Here is a 16,854-nt window from a genome sequence, read left to right as displayed (position 1 = left end):
GCTTTATGGATAAGGTTATTACAATAAGCCGTGAATTTGGAAGCGGAGGCCGTGAATTGGGAGTAAAGCTGGCGGATAAGCTGGGGATTCCCTTTTATGACAAGGAACTGATTTCCATGGCAGCAGACGATATCAACATTGCGGAGGAAGCATTCCGCCACTATGACGAGCATATCGTGGTGTATGATCCCCTGGACAGACAGTACTACCATGCATTTTCAGATGTGTATCAGATTCCCATGTCGGACCAGATATTTGTGGCCCAGTCCAATGTGATCAGAAGGCTGGCTTCCCATGGTCCCTGCATCATTGTGGGACGCTGTGCGGATATGATCCTTACGGACAGCCTGAACCTGTTCATCTATGCCAAGATGAAGGACAGGATCAAGAGGATGCTGGAACTGGAATCAGAGGCGGAATCAGACGGGAAAGAGATGGAACGCCGGATCCGTGAGGTGGACCGAAAGCGCAAGGAATATTACCAGTATTACACGGGCAACACCTGGGGACGTGCCCAGAATTACCATCTGTGCCTGGACAGCGGTCCGGTTGGAGTGGATGGATGCCTTAAAGCTGTTCTGGCTTACCTGGGCGAAGAAGATAAGATATAGTTTAATATGGTTTAAGACGCAGTACAGGGCGTCCTGCCGGTTAAAAGGCAGGGCGCTTTTTGTGCGCGCAGCAGGGACATTCCTGCTTGTGTCCCAGGCCTGTGCATAGTATAATGTAGGAAACAATGCTCTATTCTATAAAATACCATTAGGAGGCAAAAGATGAAACAGGATATGATAGTGATTCTGGATCTGGGAAGCTCTGAGAACACCAAGCTGGCCAGAGACATCAGGGAGATGGGAGTTTACAGTGAGATTTATCCCCACGATATTACAGCAGAGGAACTGAAGGCACTGCCCAATGTCAAGGGTATCATCATCAATGGAGGTCCTAACAATATAGTGGATGGAACAGCTATTGACGTGCTGCCGGAGATTTACGGGGCAGGCTATCCCGTGATGGCGGCAGGTCATGGGCCTGCGGCCTGTGAACGTTCCATTGGCAGCTGGGATGAGAATGGTGATCAGGTGCTCCGCTCCTTTGTCTTTGACACATGCGGCGCCCAGCCTAACTGGAATATGAAAAACTTCATATCTGACCAGGTGGAACTGATCCGCCAGCAGGTGGGAGACAGGAAGGTCCTCCTGGCGCTTTCGGGCGGGGTGGACAGTTCTGTTGTGGCCGCTCTTCTGATCAAAGCCATTGGGAAGCAGCTCACCTGTGTCCATGTAAATCATGGCCTGATGAGAAAAGGAGAATCTGAGAGCGTGATCGAGGTGTTCAAGGATCAGATGGAGGCCAACCTTGTGTATGTGGATGCCACAGAACGTTTCCTTGGAAAACTGGACGGAGTAGCTGACCCTGAACAGAAGCGCAAGATCATTGGCGCCGAGTTCATCCGCGTGTTTGAGGAGGAGGCCAGGAAACTGGAGGGAATTGATTTCCTGGCACAGGGGACCATTTACCCTGATATTGTGGAGAGCGGAACCAAGACCGCCAAGGTGGTCAAGTCCCACCACAATGTGGGCGGCCTTCCCGAGGACCTGGATTTTACCCTGGTAGAGCCGCTGCGCCAGCTGTTTAAGGACGAGGTCCGTGCCTGCGGCCTGGAACTGGGACTTCCCTATGCCATGGTATACCGTCAGCCATTCCCCGGCCCGGGATTGGGCGTGCGCTGCCTTGGGGCCATCACAAGGGAACGCCTTGAGGCAGTCAGGGAATCTGATGCCATCCTCCGCGGGGAATTTGCAAATGCAGGCCTGGACAAGAAGGTATGGCAGTACTTTACCATTGTTCCCGACTTTAAATCCGTGGGCGTAAGGGACAATGCCCGCTGCTTTGATTATCCAGTGATCATCCGGGCTGTAAACACGGTGGATGCCATGACAGCCAGCATTGAGCGGATCGATTATGAGGTTCTGCAGAAGATTACGGACAGGATCTTAAATGAAGTAAAGAATGTGAACCGGGTGTGTTATGACTTGAGTCCGAAGCCAACGGCTACGATTGAGTGGGAATAATTCCGCAGAAGCACTTCCCCGGCTGTAGAGCCGTTAAAGTAATCCCGAAAATTTCCCAGTTATCAATAAACTTGTCTTGAAATTCTCGTGGCGTAAGGGGTTTCTTATTGTTAGGTGTTAATTCTAAATAAATAGTGTAGGCTGCAGCTTGGATGCTGACACGCTGTTCAAATAGAATATCATCTCTCAATTCATCGTCCCTATCCCCTTTATTTTAAGCAATGTTATTAACAGGTGAGATGCCAGTATTCAGTATTGGATATATGGCATCTTTTCTAAAATACAACCGTTGGGGAGTATGGGTTGGCTTAAGCACATTGTCGGCACCAGGGAACAGCACCCCTTGCCTTTGCTCCGCCCGCTCGTCCCTGACAGGGAGTCATCAGTTGGCAGGAAAGAAACAGGGAACAAACGGCCCTTTACAATGGACCTAAGTTCATGGATGGATCGTATGATAAGCCTGTTCCCCCCACTGGCCTAACTCCTTCAGGGCAGGGTGGATAGCTTTTCCCAGCGGGGTGAGGGAGTATTCTACCCTGGGTGGGATCTCATTGTACTGTACCCGGTTTACCAGCTTGCTTTGTTCCAGCTCCTCCAGGCTTTTGGAGAGCATGACGCTGGAGATACCGGTCAGGCGCCTCTGTAACTCATTGAAACGAATGGTTTCCTGCTGGTTCAGTTCCCAGATGATTCGTAGCTTCCATTTTCCGTTTAGCAATCCTAAAGCATACTTTACAGGACACTCTTCCATTATAATACCCCTTTACTTAGTTTTTGCTTAGTAAATTAATAAAAATTGCGTACTTGAACTTTATTTACCATTATTTATAATCATAAGTATAAACTGAAAAAAAGTAAAGGAGATCTGCTTATGAATATTCTAAAAGCAATTGAAATGAGAAAAAGTGTGCGGTCCTACACGGAGGAGAGAATTGAAGAAGAAAAGTTAAAGGCCATGATCCGGGCAGGTAATCTGGCGCCGGTATTTGGCCGGTTCCATATCACTGTGATCGAAAATCAGGATCTGCTCCGGGAAATCAATGATATTACTCTGGATATGATGAAACACTCCGGAAACGGGTTCATGGAAAATCAGGCAGCCATAGAGGGCTATCAGCCTCTCTACGGCGCCGGGGTAATGTTTGTCCTGTCAGTGCCTGGCGGTAATGATGAACATGGTTTTCAAATGGCTAATGCTGCCTGTGCGGCGGAGAATATGATTGTGGAGGCCACGGAACTGGGTTTGGGTTCATGCTTTATCATGGGCCCTATGATTGCCTTTTCCAAGGATGAAGTGGCTGAAAAAGCTCAGATTCCTGAAGGGGATGTTCCTCTTGTGGGCATACTGGCAGGTTACCCGGCGCAGCCTCTCTCCGTAAATGAGCGGAGGGAACCTGACAATGTGACCTGGCTAAAATAAAGAAAACAGTATCCCTCAACATGCAGAAATCTCCCGCATACGCCTGCGCATCTCCCCGGAATATGTTAGTGCAGCTACTGTACCCGGTTTTCCCGCTTCCAAACAAGACATCTGGAAAGGGCCTGCTTCAGCTGGTCGATGGAAACAGGCTTGGCCAGATGACCGTCCATACCGGCCAGATGGGCCCGATTTGCATCCTCGGCAAATGCGTCCGCTGTCATGGCGATAATGGGGAGTTCATTGATGCGTTCCATTCCTGAACTGCGGATCTCCCTGGCGGCATCATAGCCGTTCAGTACAGGCATTTGTATGTCCATGAACACGATATCGTAGTACAGGGCGGGGTGGGAACACACGGCATCCACGGCCTGGCGCCCGTTCACAGCAATTTCCACGGTGGCGCCCAGCATTTCCAGCATCTCTGTCGCGATCTGGCGGTTGATCTCATTATCTTCCACCAAAAGCACACGGAATTCAGGGAAGGATTCCACGGGGGGAATTTCCTTTTTCCGGGTCAGGGAATAGCCTGTACCGCATTTGGCCAGGTAAAGTGTTATGATAAATCGTGATCCTTTTCCATATTCGCTTTCCACTGAAATCTCTCCGCCCATCATGGAGATGATATTCTTTACAATGGTCATCCCCAGCCCGGTTCCGGGAATTTTACTGGTCCTGCTGTCATCCGCCCGGCTGAAGGGTTCAAAGATATGCTTTAAATACTCGGGTTTCATTCCGCTGCCCGTGTCCTCAATAACAAAGCGGTAGGTTCCCGCGTGCTGGTCCAAAGGCTTGATCTCACTTAGGGAAATGGAGATTCTGCCGTTTTCCCCTGTGTATTTGGAGGCATTTTCAAGGATATTGACCAGTACCTGTTTGAGGCGCATCTCATCCCCTGTTACATGGGGATAAAGTTCTTTATCTATATGGACGGACAGGGTCTGATGTTTGTTGTCCATGGGAATGCGCACGATTTCCACCGCATTCATCACAAGGCTTCTCAGGTCAAGTTCACGTTCCGCAAGTTCCGCGGCGCCGCTTTCAATCTTGCTCACGTCCAGCACCTCATTGATCAGGCTGAGAAGATGGGCTCCGGAGCTGGCTATTTTTTCAAGGTAATCCCGTATCTTTTCTTCCTCATCCACATGGAGGCGGGCCAGCTCGGTCATTCCTACAATTGCGTTCATGGGGGTGCGGATGTCGTGGCTCATCTTAGACAGGAAGTCGCTTTTGGCCTGGCTGGCTTTTTTTGCCTTTTCCAGGGCCTCCTCCAGAAGCTGTTTGGCCTGACGCTCTTTTTCCAGGGCTTCCTCCTGCATACGGCGTTCATCATCAATATTCCTGGAAAGAGTGATTTCAATGATGTCGTCCGTATAAGGACTGATCACCCGCACTACCTGGGTGAAATTCCAGTGATAGATTCCGTCCTCACCCAGATGGGGGACTTTCATGGAGACAATGCGTTCGCCCTGAAGAAAGGTCCGGGTCAGATGGCTTCGCAGGAATTTGTCCAGGAATTCCTGGCGGTAATCCGGATGGACCGTGGCACATTCAGATTGGATCAGATCATCAAAGCAACCGTGGCTGCCGGGGCGCTTTACCGGAAAACGGTTGTACTCCAGCATTTTATATGTATTCTGGGTCAGGTTCACAGCGATCAGCATATGATAGGCAGCCCGGGCAGCTGTGGCCAGCTGGCTGACTTCAAGATTCCGCTGTATTTCCAGCAAAAATTCGTCCTGTATGTCCCGGAAGACCAGGACACACCAAATGTCCCGGTTCTCCTGCCGGTCCTCCTTTGAATCAAGGAGAGCGGCTGAGAATTCTACCATGTGGTAGGTCCCGTCACTGAGTATGCGGCGCAGCCGTCTTGTAATATGTCTTTTTCCTTCCCCGAATAACTTAATCATTGCTTCCCGGGAAAACGCCTGGTTAAACGCCTCCAGATCATCGGGATGCAGGGTTTTCTGGGCATATTTTCTGTTTTCGGCGCCAAAATTCCCCTGTTCCGGAATATGGCTCCACATAGCGTCCTTTTGGCAGTTTACATAATAGTCCGCGGTCAGGTTGGCAATGATGCACTCGTCAAAGACGGTCACAAGGCTTTGGGCATACATCTGCCTTATCTTATGGACGCCCTGTTCCTCCTCAAAGTTAAGGCGGTGGGGCGTGGCGGTCACCACCACGGCGGGGATACGGCCATCCCATGCGATCCGGTTGGCAGTAACATCTACCGTGGATCCCAGCAGGGGGTCGTAACATACAATATGGCTGGACGGACCGTCCTTCAGGGCATCCAGGGGACAATTGGCGCATACCTCGGGCCATACCTCATTGCACCTCATTCCAAGGGCAGCTTTCCCGCGCCCGGTATCCTTACATCGCCGGTTAAAATACAGCAGCTGGTGGTTCCTTTCATCGATGACATAAACGCTTGTCTCAGTCAGCGCATTTAGCAGATTCATCAGATTGTCAGCAGACATAATTGCCTCTCCTCATTATCATAGGGCCTGATACATACAGCCCATTGGCCGGTCCGTTGTATGTGCATAAATTACATTCATTATACAACCAACAGGAAAAAATAGAAAGAGGGTGATTGTGGTTGGACTTGTACCAATGGGTAATTTTTGGTACAATAGTCTGGAGAGAATTTAGAATATGTAAAATTGCGGCGTACAGCCGGCGGGGGACAATTTTTAAACATATTCTAGGAAAGGATTGCTGCAGTAATTGCACCGGTACATAACGTTATGGGAGAACTGTCTCACTTAAAAAGCAAGCTGCTTGCGGAGCAGGTTCAGGAACAGATATACCAGTACATACTGAATACCCCTATTGCCATAGGGGCCAAGCTGCCGAATGAGTTTGAACTGGGGGAAAAGTTTGGGGTTGGCAGAAGCACGATCAGGGAAGCGGTAAAGCTTCTTATATCAAGAGGAATCCTGGAGGTGCGCAGAGGCTCCGGTACTTACGTGGTCAGCACCACGCCCATGGATCTGGATCCTTTGGGGCTGGGGGCGGTGGAGGATAAGATGGCCCTGGCCATGGATCTTGTGAATGTCCGAATGATATTAGAGCCAGGCATAGCGGAGATGGCTGCCATGAATGCAACAGCCCGGGATGTGGAACGCCTCAGGGAACTGTGCGCCGTCATTGAGCAAAAGATTGAAACAGGGGAAAACTATATTGAGGAGGACATCGCTTTCCACACAGCGGTGGCAAAGTGTTCCGGCAATATGGTGGTGGAACAGCTGGTACCTATCATTGATACGGCTGTTATGATGTTTGTAAATGTAACTCACAGAAAACTGACCCAGGAAACCATCATGACCCATCGGGCCGTGACCGATGCCATTGCGGAAAGGGATCCCATGGGAGCAAAGTCGGCCATGATGATGCATATGACATTTAACAGGAATATGATAAAGGACATGATGAAGCAGTAAATAAATACGTGCTGTGATAAAAAGCAGTCTGATGACATCTATGGATAAAACCTTGAGAGCGGCTTAAGGCCGGCAATGGGGAGTTTATCTGTGGATGTTTTTTATTCTAAGGAAGTTTGGTAACTGTTCACGCCGTCCTGAACTGTTACGAGGTTTGTATAAAATGCACAATCTAAATAGGCATATTTTAATGAAAAAATGGAAATGTAGTCTGATGACTTGAAAAAAATAATGAATAATGCTACTATAAAACCAGAAAACATCTGATGAATTATTATACTGAGGAGGTATGATCATGGAATTGAACAGCCAGAAAGTGAGAGCGCTTGCTCCTGAGAATGATCCATTAAAGATTGGAATGGGGTGGACGGTTGAGGATCTGGATAAACCGCAGATCATGGTGGAGAGCACCTTTGGAGACAGCCATCCGGGAAGCGCTCATCTGGACCAGTTTGTAAACCAGGCACTGAAAGGGATTGCTGACGCCGGAGGAAAGGGCGCCCGGTATTTTACCACGGATATCTGCGATGGTATTTCCCAGGGGCATGATGGGATCAACTACTCCCTGGCACACCGGGATATGATCGCCAATATGATTGAAATACATGGAAAGTCCACTGGTTTTGACGGCGGTGTGTTTATTGCCAGCTGTGATAAATCCGTTCCCGCATGTCTCATGGGGCTTGGCCGCCTGGACATGCCATCCATTGTTGTCACCGGAGGGGTGATGGATGCAGGCCCGGACCTGCTGACCCTGGAACAGATCGGCGCCTACTCTGCCATGTGCCAGAGAGGGGAGATCACAGAGGAAAAACTGACTTACTACAAACACCATGCATGTCCCTCCTGCGGCGCCTGTTCATTTATGGGGACTGCTTCCACCATGCAGGTGACGGCAGAGGCCCTGGGCCTTATGCTTCCCGGCTCCGCTTTAATGCCGGCCACCTGTGGGGACTTAAAGGAAATGGCTTATAAGGCAGGGGTACAGGTGATGGAGCTGGCACGAAAAGGCATTAAGGCCAGCGATATTGTGACTATGAAGTCATTTGAGAATGCGATCATGGTACACGCAGCTATTTCCGGTTCCACCAACTCACTGCTCCACATTCCCGCTATTGCCCACGAGTTCGGCCTGGAGATAGATGGGGATACCTTTGACCGCATGCACAGGGGCGCCCACTATCTGCTGGATATCAGGCCCGCGGGAAAGTGGCCGGCTCAGTTCTTCTATTATGCAGGCGGTGTTCCTGCGGTGATGGAGGAGATTAAATCCATGCTTCACCTGGATGTGATGACCGTAACAGGCAAGACCCTGGGAGAAAACCTGGAAGAGCTGAAGAACAACGGTTTTTATGATAAATGTGAGGGATACCTGAAGCAATGGGGGCTAAAGCGCACGGATGTGATCCGTACATTTGACCAGCCCATTGGAGCAGACGGGACCGTTGCCATATTAAGGGGCAACCTTGCGCCGGAAGGGGCTGTTGTAAAACACTCTGCGGTTCCAAAGGAAATGTTCCAGGCAGTTCTCAGGGCAAGGCCCTTTAACTGTGAGGAGGATGCCATTGAGGCTGTTATTTCCAAGAGGATCAAGCCGGGGGATGCTGTATTCATCCGCTATGAAGGACCTAAGGGCTCCGGCATGCCGGAAATGTTCTATACCACAGAGGCTATTTCCTCTGACCCTGAACTTGGCAAGACCATTGCCCTGATCACGGACGGACGGTTCTCAGGCGCATCCAAGGGGCCGGCCATCGGTCATGTGTCACCGGAAGCAGCCCAGGGAGGTCCCATTGCCCTGGTGGAGGAGGATGACCTGATCCGCATCGATATCCCGGCCCGGGTACTGGAGATCATTGGCGTTAAGGGAGAGGAACTTCCCAAGGAGGAGATCGGCCGGATCCTGGCAGAGAGAAAGAAAGCCTGGAAGCCAATGCCGCCTAAGTATACAAAGGGTGTGCTTAAGATCTTCTCTGAACATGCAGTGTCCCCTATGAAGGGCGGATACATGGTTTAATGAAGTTACTTTTGATTGAATATTAGAAAAAAGTGGCTGGTATATTTTCCAACCATCGGCTCATACTAAGAGGGTACAAAGGAAGTACGAATCAGAAACAGGTGAGTCCATGGAAAAGCCCGGTAAGAAACTGAAGAAATTATTAATCATAACAGGAACCACGGGAGCGGTGTATGCCGGGTTTAAATACCTGCTGCCCCTCGTGGCTCCTTTTTTCGTGGGTTATATTTTTGCATTGCTCCTTCGCCCGTCCGCCCGTTTCCTGGCATACCGGATGAGGGTTACTGTGAAGGGAAAGAGATACCACATGCCTATTGGAGTGATCGGAGGCGTGGAATTTCTCATATTGGTATCTATCCTGGGAACAGGACTGTATCTGGGAGCAGTGAAGCTGTGTGCAGAGGGAAAAATGCTCATGATGCGGCTTCCTGTGTGGATCGACCGCTTTGACATATGGCTTACAGGCAGCTGCCACCGGGTGGAGGCTGCCTTTGGACTGCGGTATGACTGTGTGGCGGACATGGCCGGGGAAATGCTTTATAATCTGGTAGACACGGGAAAGGCTGCAGCCATGCCCTTTCTTATGACCAATTCCCTGTCCATTATCAGCTGCCTTGCAAAGGGGGCAATTGTCAGTCTGGTGGTGTTCCTGGCAGCTATCTTAAGTCTTCAGGAGATGGAGGATCTGAGGGTGAGGAGGGATCAGTCCACCTTCAGAAAGGAGTTTAACCTCATAGGCGGAAGGCTGGTACAGACAGGCAAGGCGTGGTTTAGGAGCCAGGGAATTATACTGTTCATAACCACCGGACTGTGTATCGGGGGAATGTTCCTGATCAAAAATCCTTATTACATCATGGCCGGTATTGGGATCGGCATACTGGACGCCCTGCCTATATTCGGCACGGGTACTGTTCTGATCCCATGGGCCGTGCTGGAACTGCTCATGGGAGACTGGAAACAGGCCGTCATTCTCACGGTCCTGTATCTGGTATGCTACTTTGTCCGCCAGATCATGGAGGTGCGTATGATGGGCGGACAGGTGGGGCTGTCGCCCCTTGAGACCCTGGCTTCCGTGTATGTGGGGCTGGAACTGTTTGGATTCTTTGGCTTTATACTGGGTCCTCTGGGTCTGCTTTTGGTGGAGGATCTGGTAGAGGTATGGACCAGGGAGCCAATGGGGTGATGAAAGATGGAGATAAGAGATGGGGATAAGAGATGGGGATAAGAGACGTCCTGCATATTGTTTGCTTTTAAGCATTGACAAAGTAGTGTTTCTGGCGTAAAATCAACAATACGTGAAAGAAATGATCCGGAGCGTGTTCTAAACACGCCCTACCATGATGTTATATGAATAGATGACAGACAGCGTTGAAGGGGAATAGTAAGCCTGATGCACGTCACAGAGAGAGGACTCACGGTGGAAGGTCCTTACGCCAGCACATGCCCAACCAGCCCTGGAGCTTTGTATGATGAATGCAACGTAAGTCCGGCGTTAACGGATTATGAGAGAGCGGTTCGTGTTTAACGGCTGCCGGGGACAGACCCTGGGCAGTGATGGACAGGACGCTAACTTGGGTGGTACCGCCGAGTCATTCGGTCCCTTGCACAATATAATGCATGGGATCGGATGGCTCTTTTTGCGTAAAACAGTGAATGAAGCATTGAACCAGCTGATCAGGTGATAAACTGATCAATGATGAAGAAAAGGAGAAAAGTCATGGCAGACAATAAGAAAATGGTGGAAGCCATCACATCCATGGATGAGGATTTTGCCCAGTGGTATACGGATGTGGTAAAGAAGGCTGAGCTGTGCGATTACGCCAGCGTTAAGGGATGTATGGTGATCAAGCCCGCAGGGTATGCAATCTGGGAGAATATCCAGAATGAGCTGGACCGGAGATTTAAGGAGACAGGTGTACAGAATGTATACATGCCTATCTTTATTCCCGAGAGCCTGCTTGAAAAGGAAAAGGATCATGTGGAGGGATTTGCGCCTGAGGTTGCGTGGGTGACCCACGGCGGTCTGGAGCCCCTCCAGGAGCGTATGTGTGTAAGGCCTACTTCCGAAACCCTGTTCTGTGATTTCTATTCAAAGGATATCCACTCCTACCGTGACCTGCCAAGGGTATACAACCAGTGGTGTTCCGTTGTGCGCTGGGAGAAGACCACCCGTCCGTTCCTGCGCTCCAGGGAATTTTTGTGGCAGGAAGGCCATACGGCCCATGCAACCGCTGAGGAAGCGGAGGCCAGAACCATCCAGATGCTGAACGTATACGCGGATTTCTGCGAGGAAGTTCTGGCAATCCCTGTGGTCAAAGGACAGAAGACCGACAAAGAGAAGTTCGCAGGCGCTGAGGCGACATATACCATAGAATCTCTGATGCATGACGGAAAGGCCCTTCAGTCAGGGACCAGCCATAATTTTGGAGATGGATTTGCAAAGGCCTTTGACATTCAGTTCACGGACAAGGACAATACACTAAAGTACGTACACCAGACATCCTGGGGTATGACCACACGTATGATCGGCGCCCTGATCATGGTACACGGTGATGACAACGGGCTGGTGCTTCCTCCCAGAATCGCTCCGGTCCAGGTGATGATCGTGCCGGTACAGCAGCAGAAGGAAGGGGTTCTTGACAAGGCGTTTGAACTGGAGGACCGCCTTAAGAAGGCTGGTTTCTCTGTAAAGACGGATGATTCCGAGAAGAGCCCGGGCTGGAAGTTTGCCGATTGCGAGATGCGCGGGATCCCCCTTCGTGTGGAGATCGGACCAAAGGATATGGAAAAGAACCAGGCGGTTCTGGTACGCCGTGATACCCATGAAAAGACCTTTATTTCCCTGGATGAGCTGGAGGCAAAGGTTTCAGAAATGCTTGAAACCATTCAGAAGGCCATGTACGAGAAGGCAAAGGCCCACAGGGATGCCCACACGTATGCGGCAACAGAGTGGGATGAGTTTGCAAAGACAGTGGACAGCAAGCCGGGCTTTGTAAAGGCCATGTGGTGCGGATGCCAGGAGTGCGAGGATAAGATCAAGGAAGAGACAGGGGCCACCTCCAGATGCATGCCATTTGTACAGGAGAGCCTGTCCGGCCACTGTGTGTGCTGCGGAAAACCTGCCAAGAAGATGGTTTACTGGGGACGGGCATATTAATGACTGGCTGTATGCTGTGAAACAGACTTTATAAGGCGGACATTGTGATGCAGGCATTAAGAAAAAGGCATTGTCAAAGGGAAGGGCATGGGGAATGATACCTCATGTCCTTTTTGGCGATAGTTCTAAAGAATAGATAAATAGTACAATAAAATAGGAAACTGTGATATGATAAAGCAAGACCAATGTTTTACAAGTGAGTCACGGGGAGTTATTGAATGATGGAAGAAATTAACTTAGGAAAAAAAGTCCAGGATTTCCGCAACATGAGAGGCATGAGCCTTCGGGAACTGGCTAAACGCGCTGGCATGACTGCCTCTATGCTCAGCCAGATAGAAAGGGACTTGGTAAACCCTTCCATAAGTACGCTAAAGGCTATAGCCCAGGCGCTGGAAGTGCCCATGTTCAAGTTTTTTAAGGAGGATCTGCCACAGGTACAGATGATTGTAAGGAGGGGGGAGAACAAGACGATCGGACATCCGGATGCAGATCTGGCTTATACTCTTTTGACCCCGGATGTAAGGGGAAGCATTGAATTCTGTATGATGTCCATACCGCCGGGATTAACTTCGGGAAGAAATCCTCAGGAACATGCGGGTGAGGAAGTGGCATATGTCATCAATGGCAGTGTGGAGATTACCGTTGCCGGGGTTCCTTACCGGCTGGAGGAGGGAGACAGTATCCGTATACCTCCTTTAACTCCTCATCAGTGGAACAATCAGGGAGGGACCATTGTGCAGGTAATATTTGCGATCACACCCCCCAGTTTTTAAATGCAAGTTGATATAAGCAAAATGTAATAATAATATGCGTTAAGCTGTGATTAACTATGATCGCAGCTTTTTTGTTGCATATATACATTGAATAGCTAATATCATAGTAAAAATATAAAAAATAGATAAAAAGTACTTTACAAAATGTAAAGTATATATTAATATATGGTTAAGTTACAATTAACAATCATTAAACAAAAGCGAAAGGAGAAGCGGTATGGAAAAGGCTAAAAAATTGGAGTTTTACGGAGGCAATGGGATGTCATTGGTGCCCTTCATTGTATTCATTGTGATTACAATCGGGTTATCATTTATCAATGCGGCGGATCTTAACATGATGATCGCCTCTGGTGTAATCGGTCTTATTGTTGGTATGCTGCTGGTAAAGGACAAGCCAAGATACTGGGACATTGTGTTGGAAGGCCTGGGGGATAAGATGGCCATGACAGCGGTTCTTATCTGGCTGATAGTGGGCATTTATGGCTCTGTACTAAAATCAGGGCATTTGGTAGAGGGACTGGTGTGGCTCAGTGTTAAGCTGCATTTATCAGGAGCAGGCTTTTGTGTGGCAACCTTTTTATTTTCAGCTACATTTGCCCTGGCCACAGGCGCTGCTTTTGGTACCGTGGCAGCCATGAGTTATATTTTGTATCCTGTTGGCATCCTTATGGGATGCAATCCTGCAGTGCTGGGAGGCGCTATTATATCGGGAGCTATTTTTGGAGATAATATTGCACCTGTCTCAGACACGACCATTGTATCTACCACAGGCCAGACTTACACAAAAAAGTCAGGAAGTGCGGAAATCGGCGGCGCTGTTAAGGACCGTTCCAAATACGTTATAGTCACGTTCCTTATTTCAATTGTGCTGTATGCCATATTCGGGGGAGCCAAGTCGGGACAGGGACTGGACACTGGTGTGGCGGCGGCCCTGCTTGCTGAGAACCAGAATCCTGCCGGACTTCTTATGTTGGTCCCCACTGTGATTGTTATCGGAATGGCGGTTATGGGGAACAACCTGTTTGTTACCCTTCCTGTAGGGATTATCATTGCAGTAGCTGTAGGTTTGGGAGGAGGATTATTTGGATTTTCAGACCTGTTCCGCATTGAAAATGGAGCAGCTATGGGAGCATTTCCGGACGGCGTGGCTGGAATGCTTAGCGTGTGTATTCTTTTGATGGTTGTAGTTTCCATGGGTTCCCTGCTCATTTCCAGCGGATATATGGAAGAACTGGTGGAGCATCTCAGCAGGAACATTAAAACCACCAGGGGGGCGGAGCTTCTCATCTTCCTGTTCAGCAGTGTGTTCTCCGTTCTGATCAGTGCGATCAACACCATTCCAAACATCTGCGCATCGCCACTGGTAAATGCAGTGGGACAGAAGGCAAAGCTTCACCCGTACCGCAGAGCCAACTTCCTGGCTGTGGCGTGTGATTCCTTTAACGCCTGCATGCCCTTTGGCGGCAGTGTACTGCTTTTGCTGGGAATCATGAAGACACTGTCCACAACCTATGATTTTGTGGAAGTGTTGTCTCCTAACGCATTTCTTTTTACCTGCTTCTATCCATGCATCCTGTGGTTTGTGATGCTGTTTGCAATCCTGATTGGTTGGGGTCGTATTTTTGAGGGAGAGAATGGAGAGCCGGTGAAGGAAGAACCAAAGGACTGACAAAGGAGGGAATAATTTATGATTGAGGCATTTACATTAAAGAGCAGGGGAAAGGATATGGTCTGCCTGCTGGAATACAAGGACCCGGCTGCGCGGGGGAAGAAAGTGATCCTTTATAAACATGGATTTTTTGGAAACAAGATAACGCCTCACCGCATCATGGTGAATGCTGGCCATGAGCTTCAGGAGGAGGGCTATACCATCTGCCGCTTTGACTGTGTGGGCGCAGGGGACAGCGAAGGGGACAGCCATTACACTACCATTTACGGGGAGATTGAAGATACAAAGGTGGTCCTGCATTGGATTGAAGAGCAGGTGAAGCCGGATAAATTTATGATACTGGGCTACAGCATGGGAGGCATTGTCACATCTGTGCTGTGCAATGAGGTTCCGTTGGATGGTATTTTGCTGTGGAGCCCATGCAGTGAACCCTATGCCAATTTCCGCCATCTGCTGGGGGAGGAATTATTTGAAAAAGGACTTCAGGGAAATGATGTGGACTTTATGGGCGACTTGGTTTCCCATGAATTTTTTGAGGGGCTGGACGCACCGCAGATTGACCCTCTGGCCGCCATACGGAATTTTAAAAAGCCATTGAGGCTGATACAGGGAGATGGCGATAAAGACGTGCCGGTATATAATTCCCGCAGATATCAGGAGACAGTGCCAAAGGCTGTGCGCCATGTGATCTCCGGCGCAACCCATGGTTATGACAGGGTATCCTGGCAAAGGGAACTTTTGGATTATACAAAAAGGTTTGTAAAAGATATAATGGGAGATTAGGCTTTCCCTGCATTAAAAGGTCCGGCCCTGCGGCGCATCCCGCCTCAGGGCGGTCCGGTATTATTGAAAGGACGAATCTGATATGGTGGTAAATGTACAGGAGTTAAAAAACAAGTATCCTTTAATAAAGGATATGGAACAGGCCAAAGCGGTCATATGGATGAATGAAGGCCTGATGGATACGAAATCTGCCATGGAGGGGCTGACCCTTTCCGTGGATGATATAGATGATGCAGAGCGCAGATGGACACGTTTTGCCCCTTTTATTGAGAGGGAATTTCCTGAAACAGTGGAGTGGGGAGGATTGATCGAATCGCCCCTGAAGGAAATCGGTAAAATGAAAGACTGCCTGAACACACAATGGAGGGCCGGGCTGGAGGGCCGTCTGATGTTAAAAATGGACAGCAACCTGGCAGTGGCCGGTTCGGTAAAGGCAAGAGGCGGTATCTATGAAATACTGAAGCATTCTGAGGACCTGGCATTGGAGCAGGGAATGATCACAAGGGAGGACAACTATGAGAAATTTGCCCTTCCCCGGTTCCGGGAATTTTTTCACAGGCATTCCATCCATGTGGGATCCACCGGAAATCTGGGGCTGTCCATCGGAATCATTAGCGCTGCCCTGGGATATAATGTGACTGTACATATGTCCATGGATGCGAAGCAGTGGAAAAAGGATCTGCTGCGGCAAAAGGGTGTCCACGTGATGGAATATGCTTCCGATTACAGCGAAGCTGTAAAACAGGGGAGGAAATTGGCAAAGGAGGATCCAATGAGCTATTTTGTGGATGATGAGAATTCCGTGAATCTGTTCCTGGGGTACTCCGTAGCAGCCAAGCGCCTGAAAACGCAGCTGGACGGGACAGGTGTGACGGTGGATGGGGAACATCCTCTGTTTGTATACATTCCCTGCGGAGTGGGAGGCGCCCCCGGAGGCGTGGCATTTGGGTTAAAACAGGTTTTTGGGGATCATGTATACTGTTTCTTTGAGGAACCGGTGCAGGCCCCATGTATGCTTCTGGGGGTTATGACAGGGCTTCACAATGATATTTGTGTCCAGGACATCGGGCTTTCCGGTCAGACTGCGGCGGATGGGCTGGCAGTGGGGCGGCCGTCCAAATTTGTGGGAAAGACCATTGCACATATGCTGGCAGGAGAGTTTACCATAGGGGATGACAATCTGTACCGGTTCATGGGTGCGCTCATGGACGAGGAGGGGATCTTCATAGAGCCCAGCTCCTGTGCTGCCTTCCAGGGACCGGCCAAACTGTGTTCCAGTCCTGAGGGAAGAAAGTTCCTGAAGGAACACGGACTTGAGGGTCAGATGGCGCAGGCCGTTCACATCGCCTGGGCCACAGGAGGAAACCTTGTACCCCAGGATGTGCGCAGACAGTACTACGAGAAGAGCAGGAAACTTAGGGCACAGCAAGACACACAGTAAGACACACAGCAAGACACACAGCAAGGTGCACAGCAAGACACACAGTAAGATGCACGGCAAAATGCTGCATAATCCG

The 16,854-nt window shown here is 49.6% G+C and carries 14 protein-coding genes; 12 read left to right on the top strand and 2 right to left on the bottom strand.

Translation table 11 applies throughout. The features are described 5' to 3' along the window. The first annotated feature begins 5 nt into the window (after positions 1-5). A complete protein-coding gene (locus CLFS41_RS17650; protein ID WP_007861855.1) occupies positions 6-611 on the top strand; it encodes a cytidylate kinase-like family protein in 606 nt (201 codons plus the stop codon). Positions 612-773: 162 nt separating this feature from the next. Beyond that, positions 774-2,072 (top strand): glutamine-hydrolyzing GMP synthase, encoded by a 1,299-nt coding sequence (guaA, locus tag CLFS41_RS17645; protein WP_045093011.1) that lies wholly within the window; start codon positions 774-776, stop codon positions 2,070-2,072. A 436-nt stretch (positions 2,073-2,508) separates the two neighbouring features. Here the strand turns inward: guaA and CLFS41_RS17640 are convergent, their stop codons facing one another. Beyond that, a complete protein-coding gene (locus tag CLFS41_RS17640; RefSeq protein WP_007861852.1) occupies positions 2,509-2,823 on the bottom strand; it encodes a helix-turn-helix domain-containing protein in 315 nt (104 codons plus the stop codon). A 120-nt stretch (positions 2,824-2,943) separates the two neighbouring features. On the opposite strand from CLFS41_RS17640, the gene CLFS41_RS17635 reads away from it, so the two are divergent. Then, on the top strand, positions 2,944-3,492 hold the full coding sequence (locus CLFS41_RS17635; RefSeq protein ID WP_007861851.1) for a nitroreductase family protein: 549 nt from the start codon (positions 2,944-2,946) through the stop codon (positions 3,490-3,492). 74 nt (positions 3,493-3,566) lie between these two features. Here CLFS41_RS17635 and CLFS41_RS17630 read toward each other — a convergent pair whose 3' ends face one another. Then, the gene (locus CLFS41_RS17630) at positions 3,567-5,972 is read right to left on the bottom strand and encodes an ATP-binding protein (RefSeq protein WP_045093010.1); all 2,406 of its coding nucleotides are present in this window, start codon (positions 5,970-5,972) and stop codon (positions 3,567-3,569) included. A gap of 270 nt (positions 5,973-6,242) precedes the next feature. Here CLFS41_RS17630 and CLFS41_RS17625 point away from each other — a divergent pair, with 270 nt between their 5' ends. From CLFS41_RS17625 to CLFS41_RS17590, 9 genes are all read left to right on the top strand, one after another. Then, positions 6,243-6,938 (top strand): FadR/GntR family transcriptional regulator, encoded by a 696-nt coding sequence (locus tag CLFS41_RS17625; protein ID WP_007861845.1) that lies wholly within the window; start codon positions 6,243-6,245, stop codon positions 6,936-6,938. Between the two features lie 301 nt (positions 6,939-7,239). Further along, on the top strand, positions 7,240-8,955 hold the full coding sequence (ilvD, locus tag CLFS41_RS17620; protein ID WP_347468613.1) for a dihydroxy-acid dehydratase: 1,716 nt from the start codon (positions 7,240-7,242) through the stop codon (positions 8,953-8,955). A gap of 109 nt (positions 8,956-9,064) precedes the next feature. Then, positions 9,065-10,138 (top strand): AI-2E family transporter, encoded by a 1,074-nt coding sequence (locus CLFS41_RS17615; protein ID WP_045093008.1) that lies wholly within the window; start codon positions 9,065-9,067, stop codon positions 10,136-10,138. A 319-nt stretch (positions 10,139-10,457) separates the two neighbouring features. Next, the gene (locus CLFS41_RS30115; RefSeq protein ID WP_147329427.1) at positions 10,458-10,637 is read left to right on the top strand and encodes a hypothetical protein; all 180 of its coding nucleotides are present in this window, start codon (positions 10,458-10,460) and stop codon (positions 10,635-10,637) included. Positions 10,638-10,672: 35 nt separating this feature from the next. Then, entirely contained in the window at positions 10,673-12,112 is a 1,440-nt protein-coding gene (proS, locus tag CLFS41_RS17610; RefSeq protein ID WP_045093007.1) for a proline--tRNA ligase, read from the top strand. A 218-nt stretch (positions 12,113-12,330) separates the two neighbouring features. Next, entirely contained in the window at positions 12,331-12,885 is a 555-nt protein-coding gene (locus tag CLFS41_RS17605; protein WP_082082623.1) for a cupin domain-containing protein, read from the top strand. Between the two features lie 217 nt (positions 12,886-13,102). Beyond that, positions 13,103-14,554 (top strand): Na+/H+ antiporter NhaC family protein, encoded by a 1,452-nt coding sequence (locus tag CLFS41_RS17600; protein ID WP_045093006.1) that lies wholly within the window; start codon positions 13,103-13,105, stop codon positions 14,552-14,554. 18 nt (positions 14,555-14,572) lie between these two features. Then, positions 14,573-15,337: an alpha/beta fold hydrolase gene (locus CLFS41_RS17595; protein WP_045093005.1), complete on the top strand. Its 765-nt coding sequence runs from the start codon at positions 14,573-14,575 to the stop codon at positions 15,335-15,337. Positions 15,338-15,419: 82 nt separating this feature from the next. Beyond that, complete coding sequence (locus CLFS41_RS17590; protein ID WP_045093004.1) at positions 15,420-16,778, top strand: D-serine ammonia-lyase; 1,359 nt, start codon at positions 15,420-15,422, stop codon at positions 16,776-16,778. Positions 16,779-16,854 lie beyond the last annotated feature (76 nt).

Source organism: Clostridium sp. FS41 (assembly GCF_000954015.1).
Taxonomy (GTDB): Bacteria; Bacillota; Clostridia; order Lachnospirales; family Lachnospiraceae; genus Enterocloster; species Enterocloster citroniae.
The sequence above is the reverse complement of the archived record's forward strand: the minus strand, read 5'-3'. Positions and strand labels throughout refer to the sequence as shown.

Coding starts and splice junctions, on each gene's coding strand:
- CLFS41_RS17615 (WP_045093008.1), top strand. CDS start 9,065: ATGGAAAAGCCCGGTAAGAAACTGAAGAAATTATTAATCATAACAGGA.
- CLFS41_RS17605 (WP_082082623.1), top strand. CDS start 12,331: ATGATGGAAGAAATTAACTTAGGAAAAAAAGTCCAGGATTTCCGCAAC.
- CLFS41_RS17625 (WP_007861845.1), top strand. CDS start 6,243: ATGGGAGAACTGTCTCACTTAAAAAGCAAGCTGCTTGCGGAGCAGGTT.
- CLFS41_RS30115 (WP_147329427.1), top strand. CDS start 10,458: ATGAGAGAGCGGTTCGTGTTTAACGGCTGCCGGGGACAGACCCTGGGC.
- CLFS41_RS17650 (WP_007861855.1), top strand. CDS start 6: ATGGATAAGGTTATTACAATAAGCCGTGAATTTGGAAGCGGAGGCCGT.
- CLFS41_RS17595 (WP_045093005.1), top strand. CDS start 14,573: ATGATTGAGGCATTTACATTAAAGAGCAGGGGAAAGGATATGGTCTGC.
- CLFS41_RS17635 (WP_007861851.1), top strand. CDS start 2,944: ATGAATATTCTAAAAGCAATTGAAATGAGAAAAAGTGTGCGGTCCTAC.
- guaA (WP_045093011.1), top strand. CDS start 774: ATGAAACAGGATATGATAGTGATTCTGGATCTGGGAAGCTCTGAGAAC.
- CLFS41_RS17590 (WP_045093004.1), top strand. CDS start 15,420: ATGGTGGTAAATGTACAGGAGTTAAAAAACAAGTATCCTTTAATAAAG.
- CLFS41_RS17640 (WP_007861852.1), bottom strand. CDS start 2,823: ATGGAAGAGTGTCCTGTAAAGTATGCTTTAGGATTGCTAAACGGAAAA.
- CLFS41_RS17630 (WP_045093010.1), bottom strand. CDS start 5,972: ATGTCTGCTGACAATCTGATGAATCTGCTAAATGCGCTGACTGAGACA.
- proS (WP_045093007.1), top strand. CDS start 10,673: ATGGCAGACAATAAGAAAATGGTGGAAGCCATCACATCCATGGATGAG.
- CLFS41_RS17600 (WP_045093006.1), top strand. CDS start 13,103: ATGGAAAAGGCTAAAAAATTGGAGTTTTACGGAGGCAATGGGATGTCA.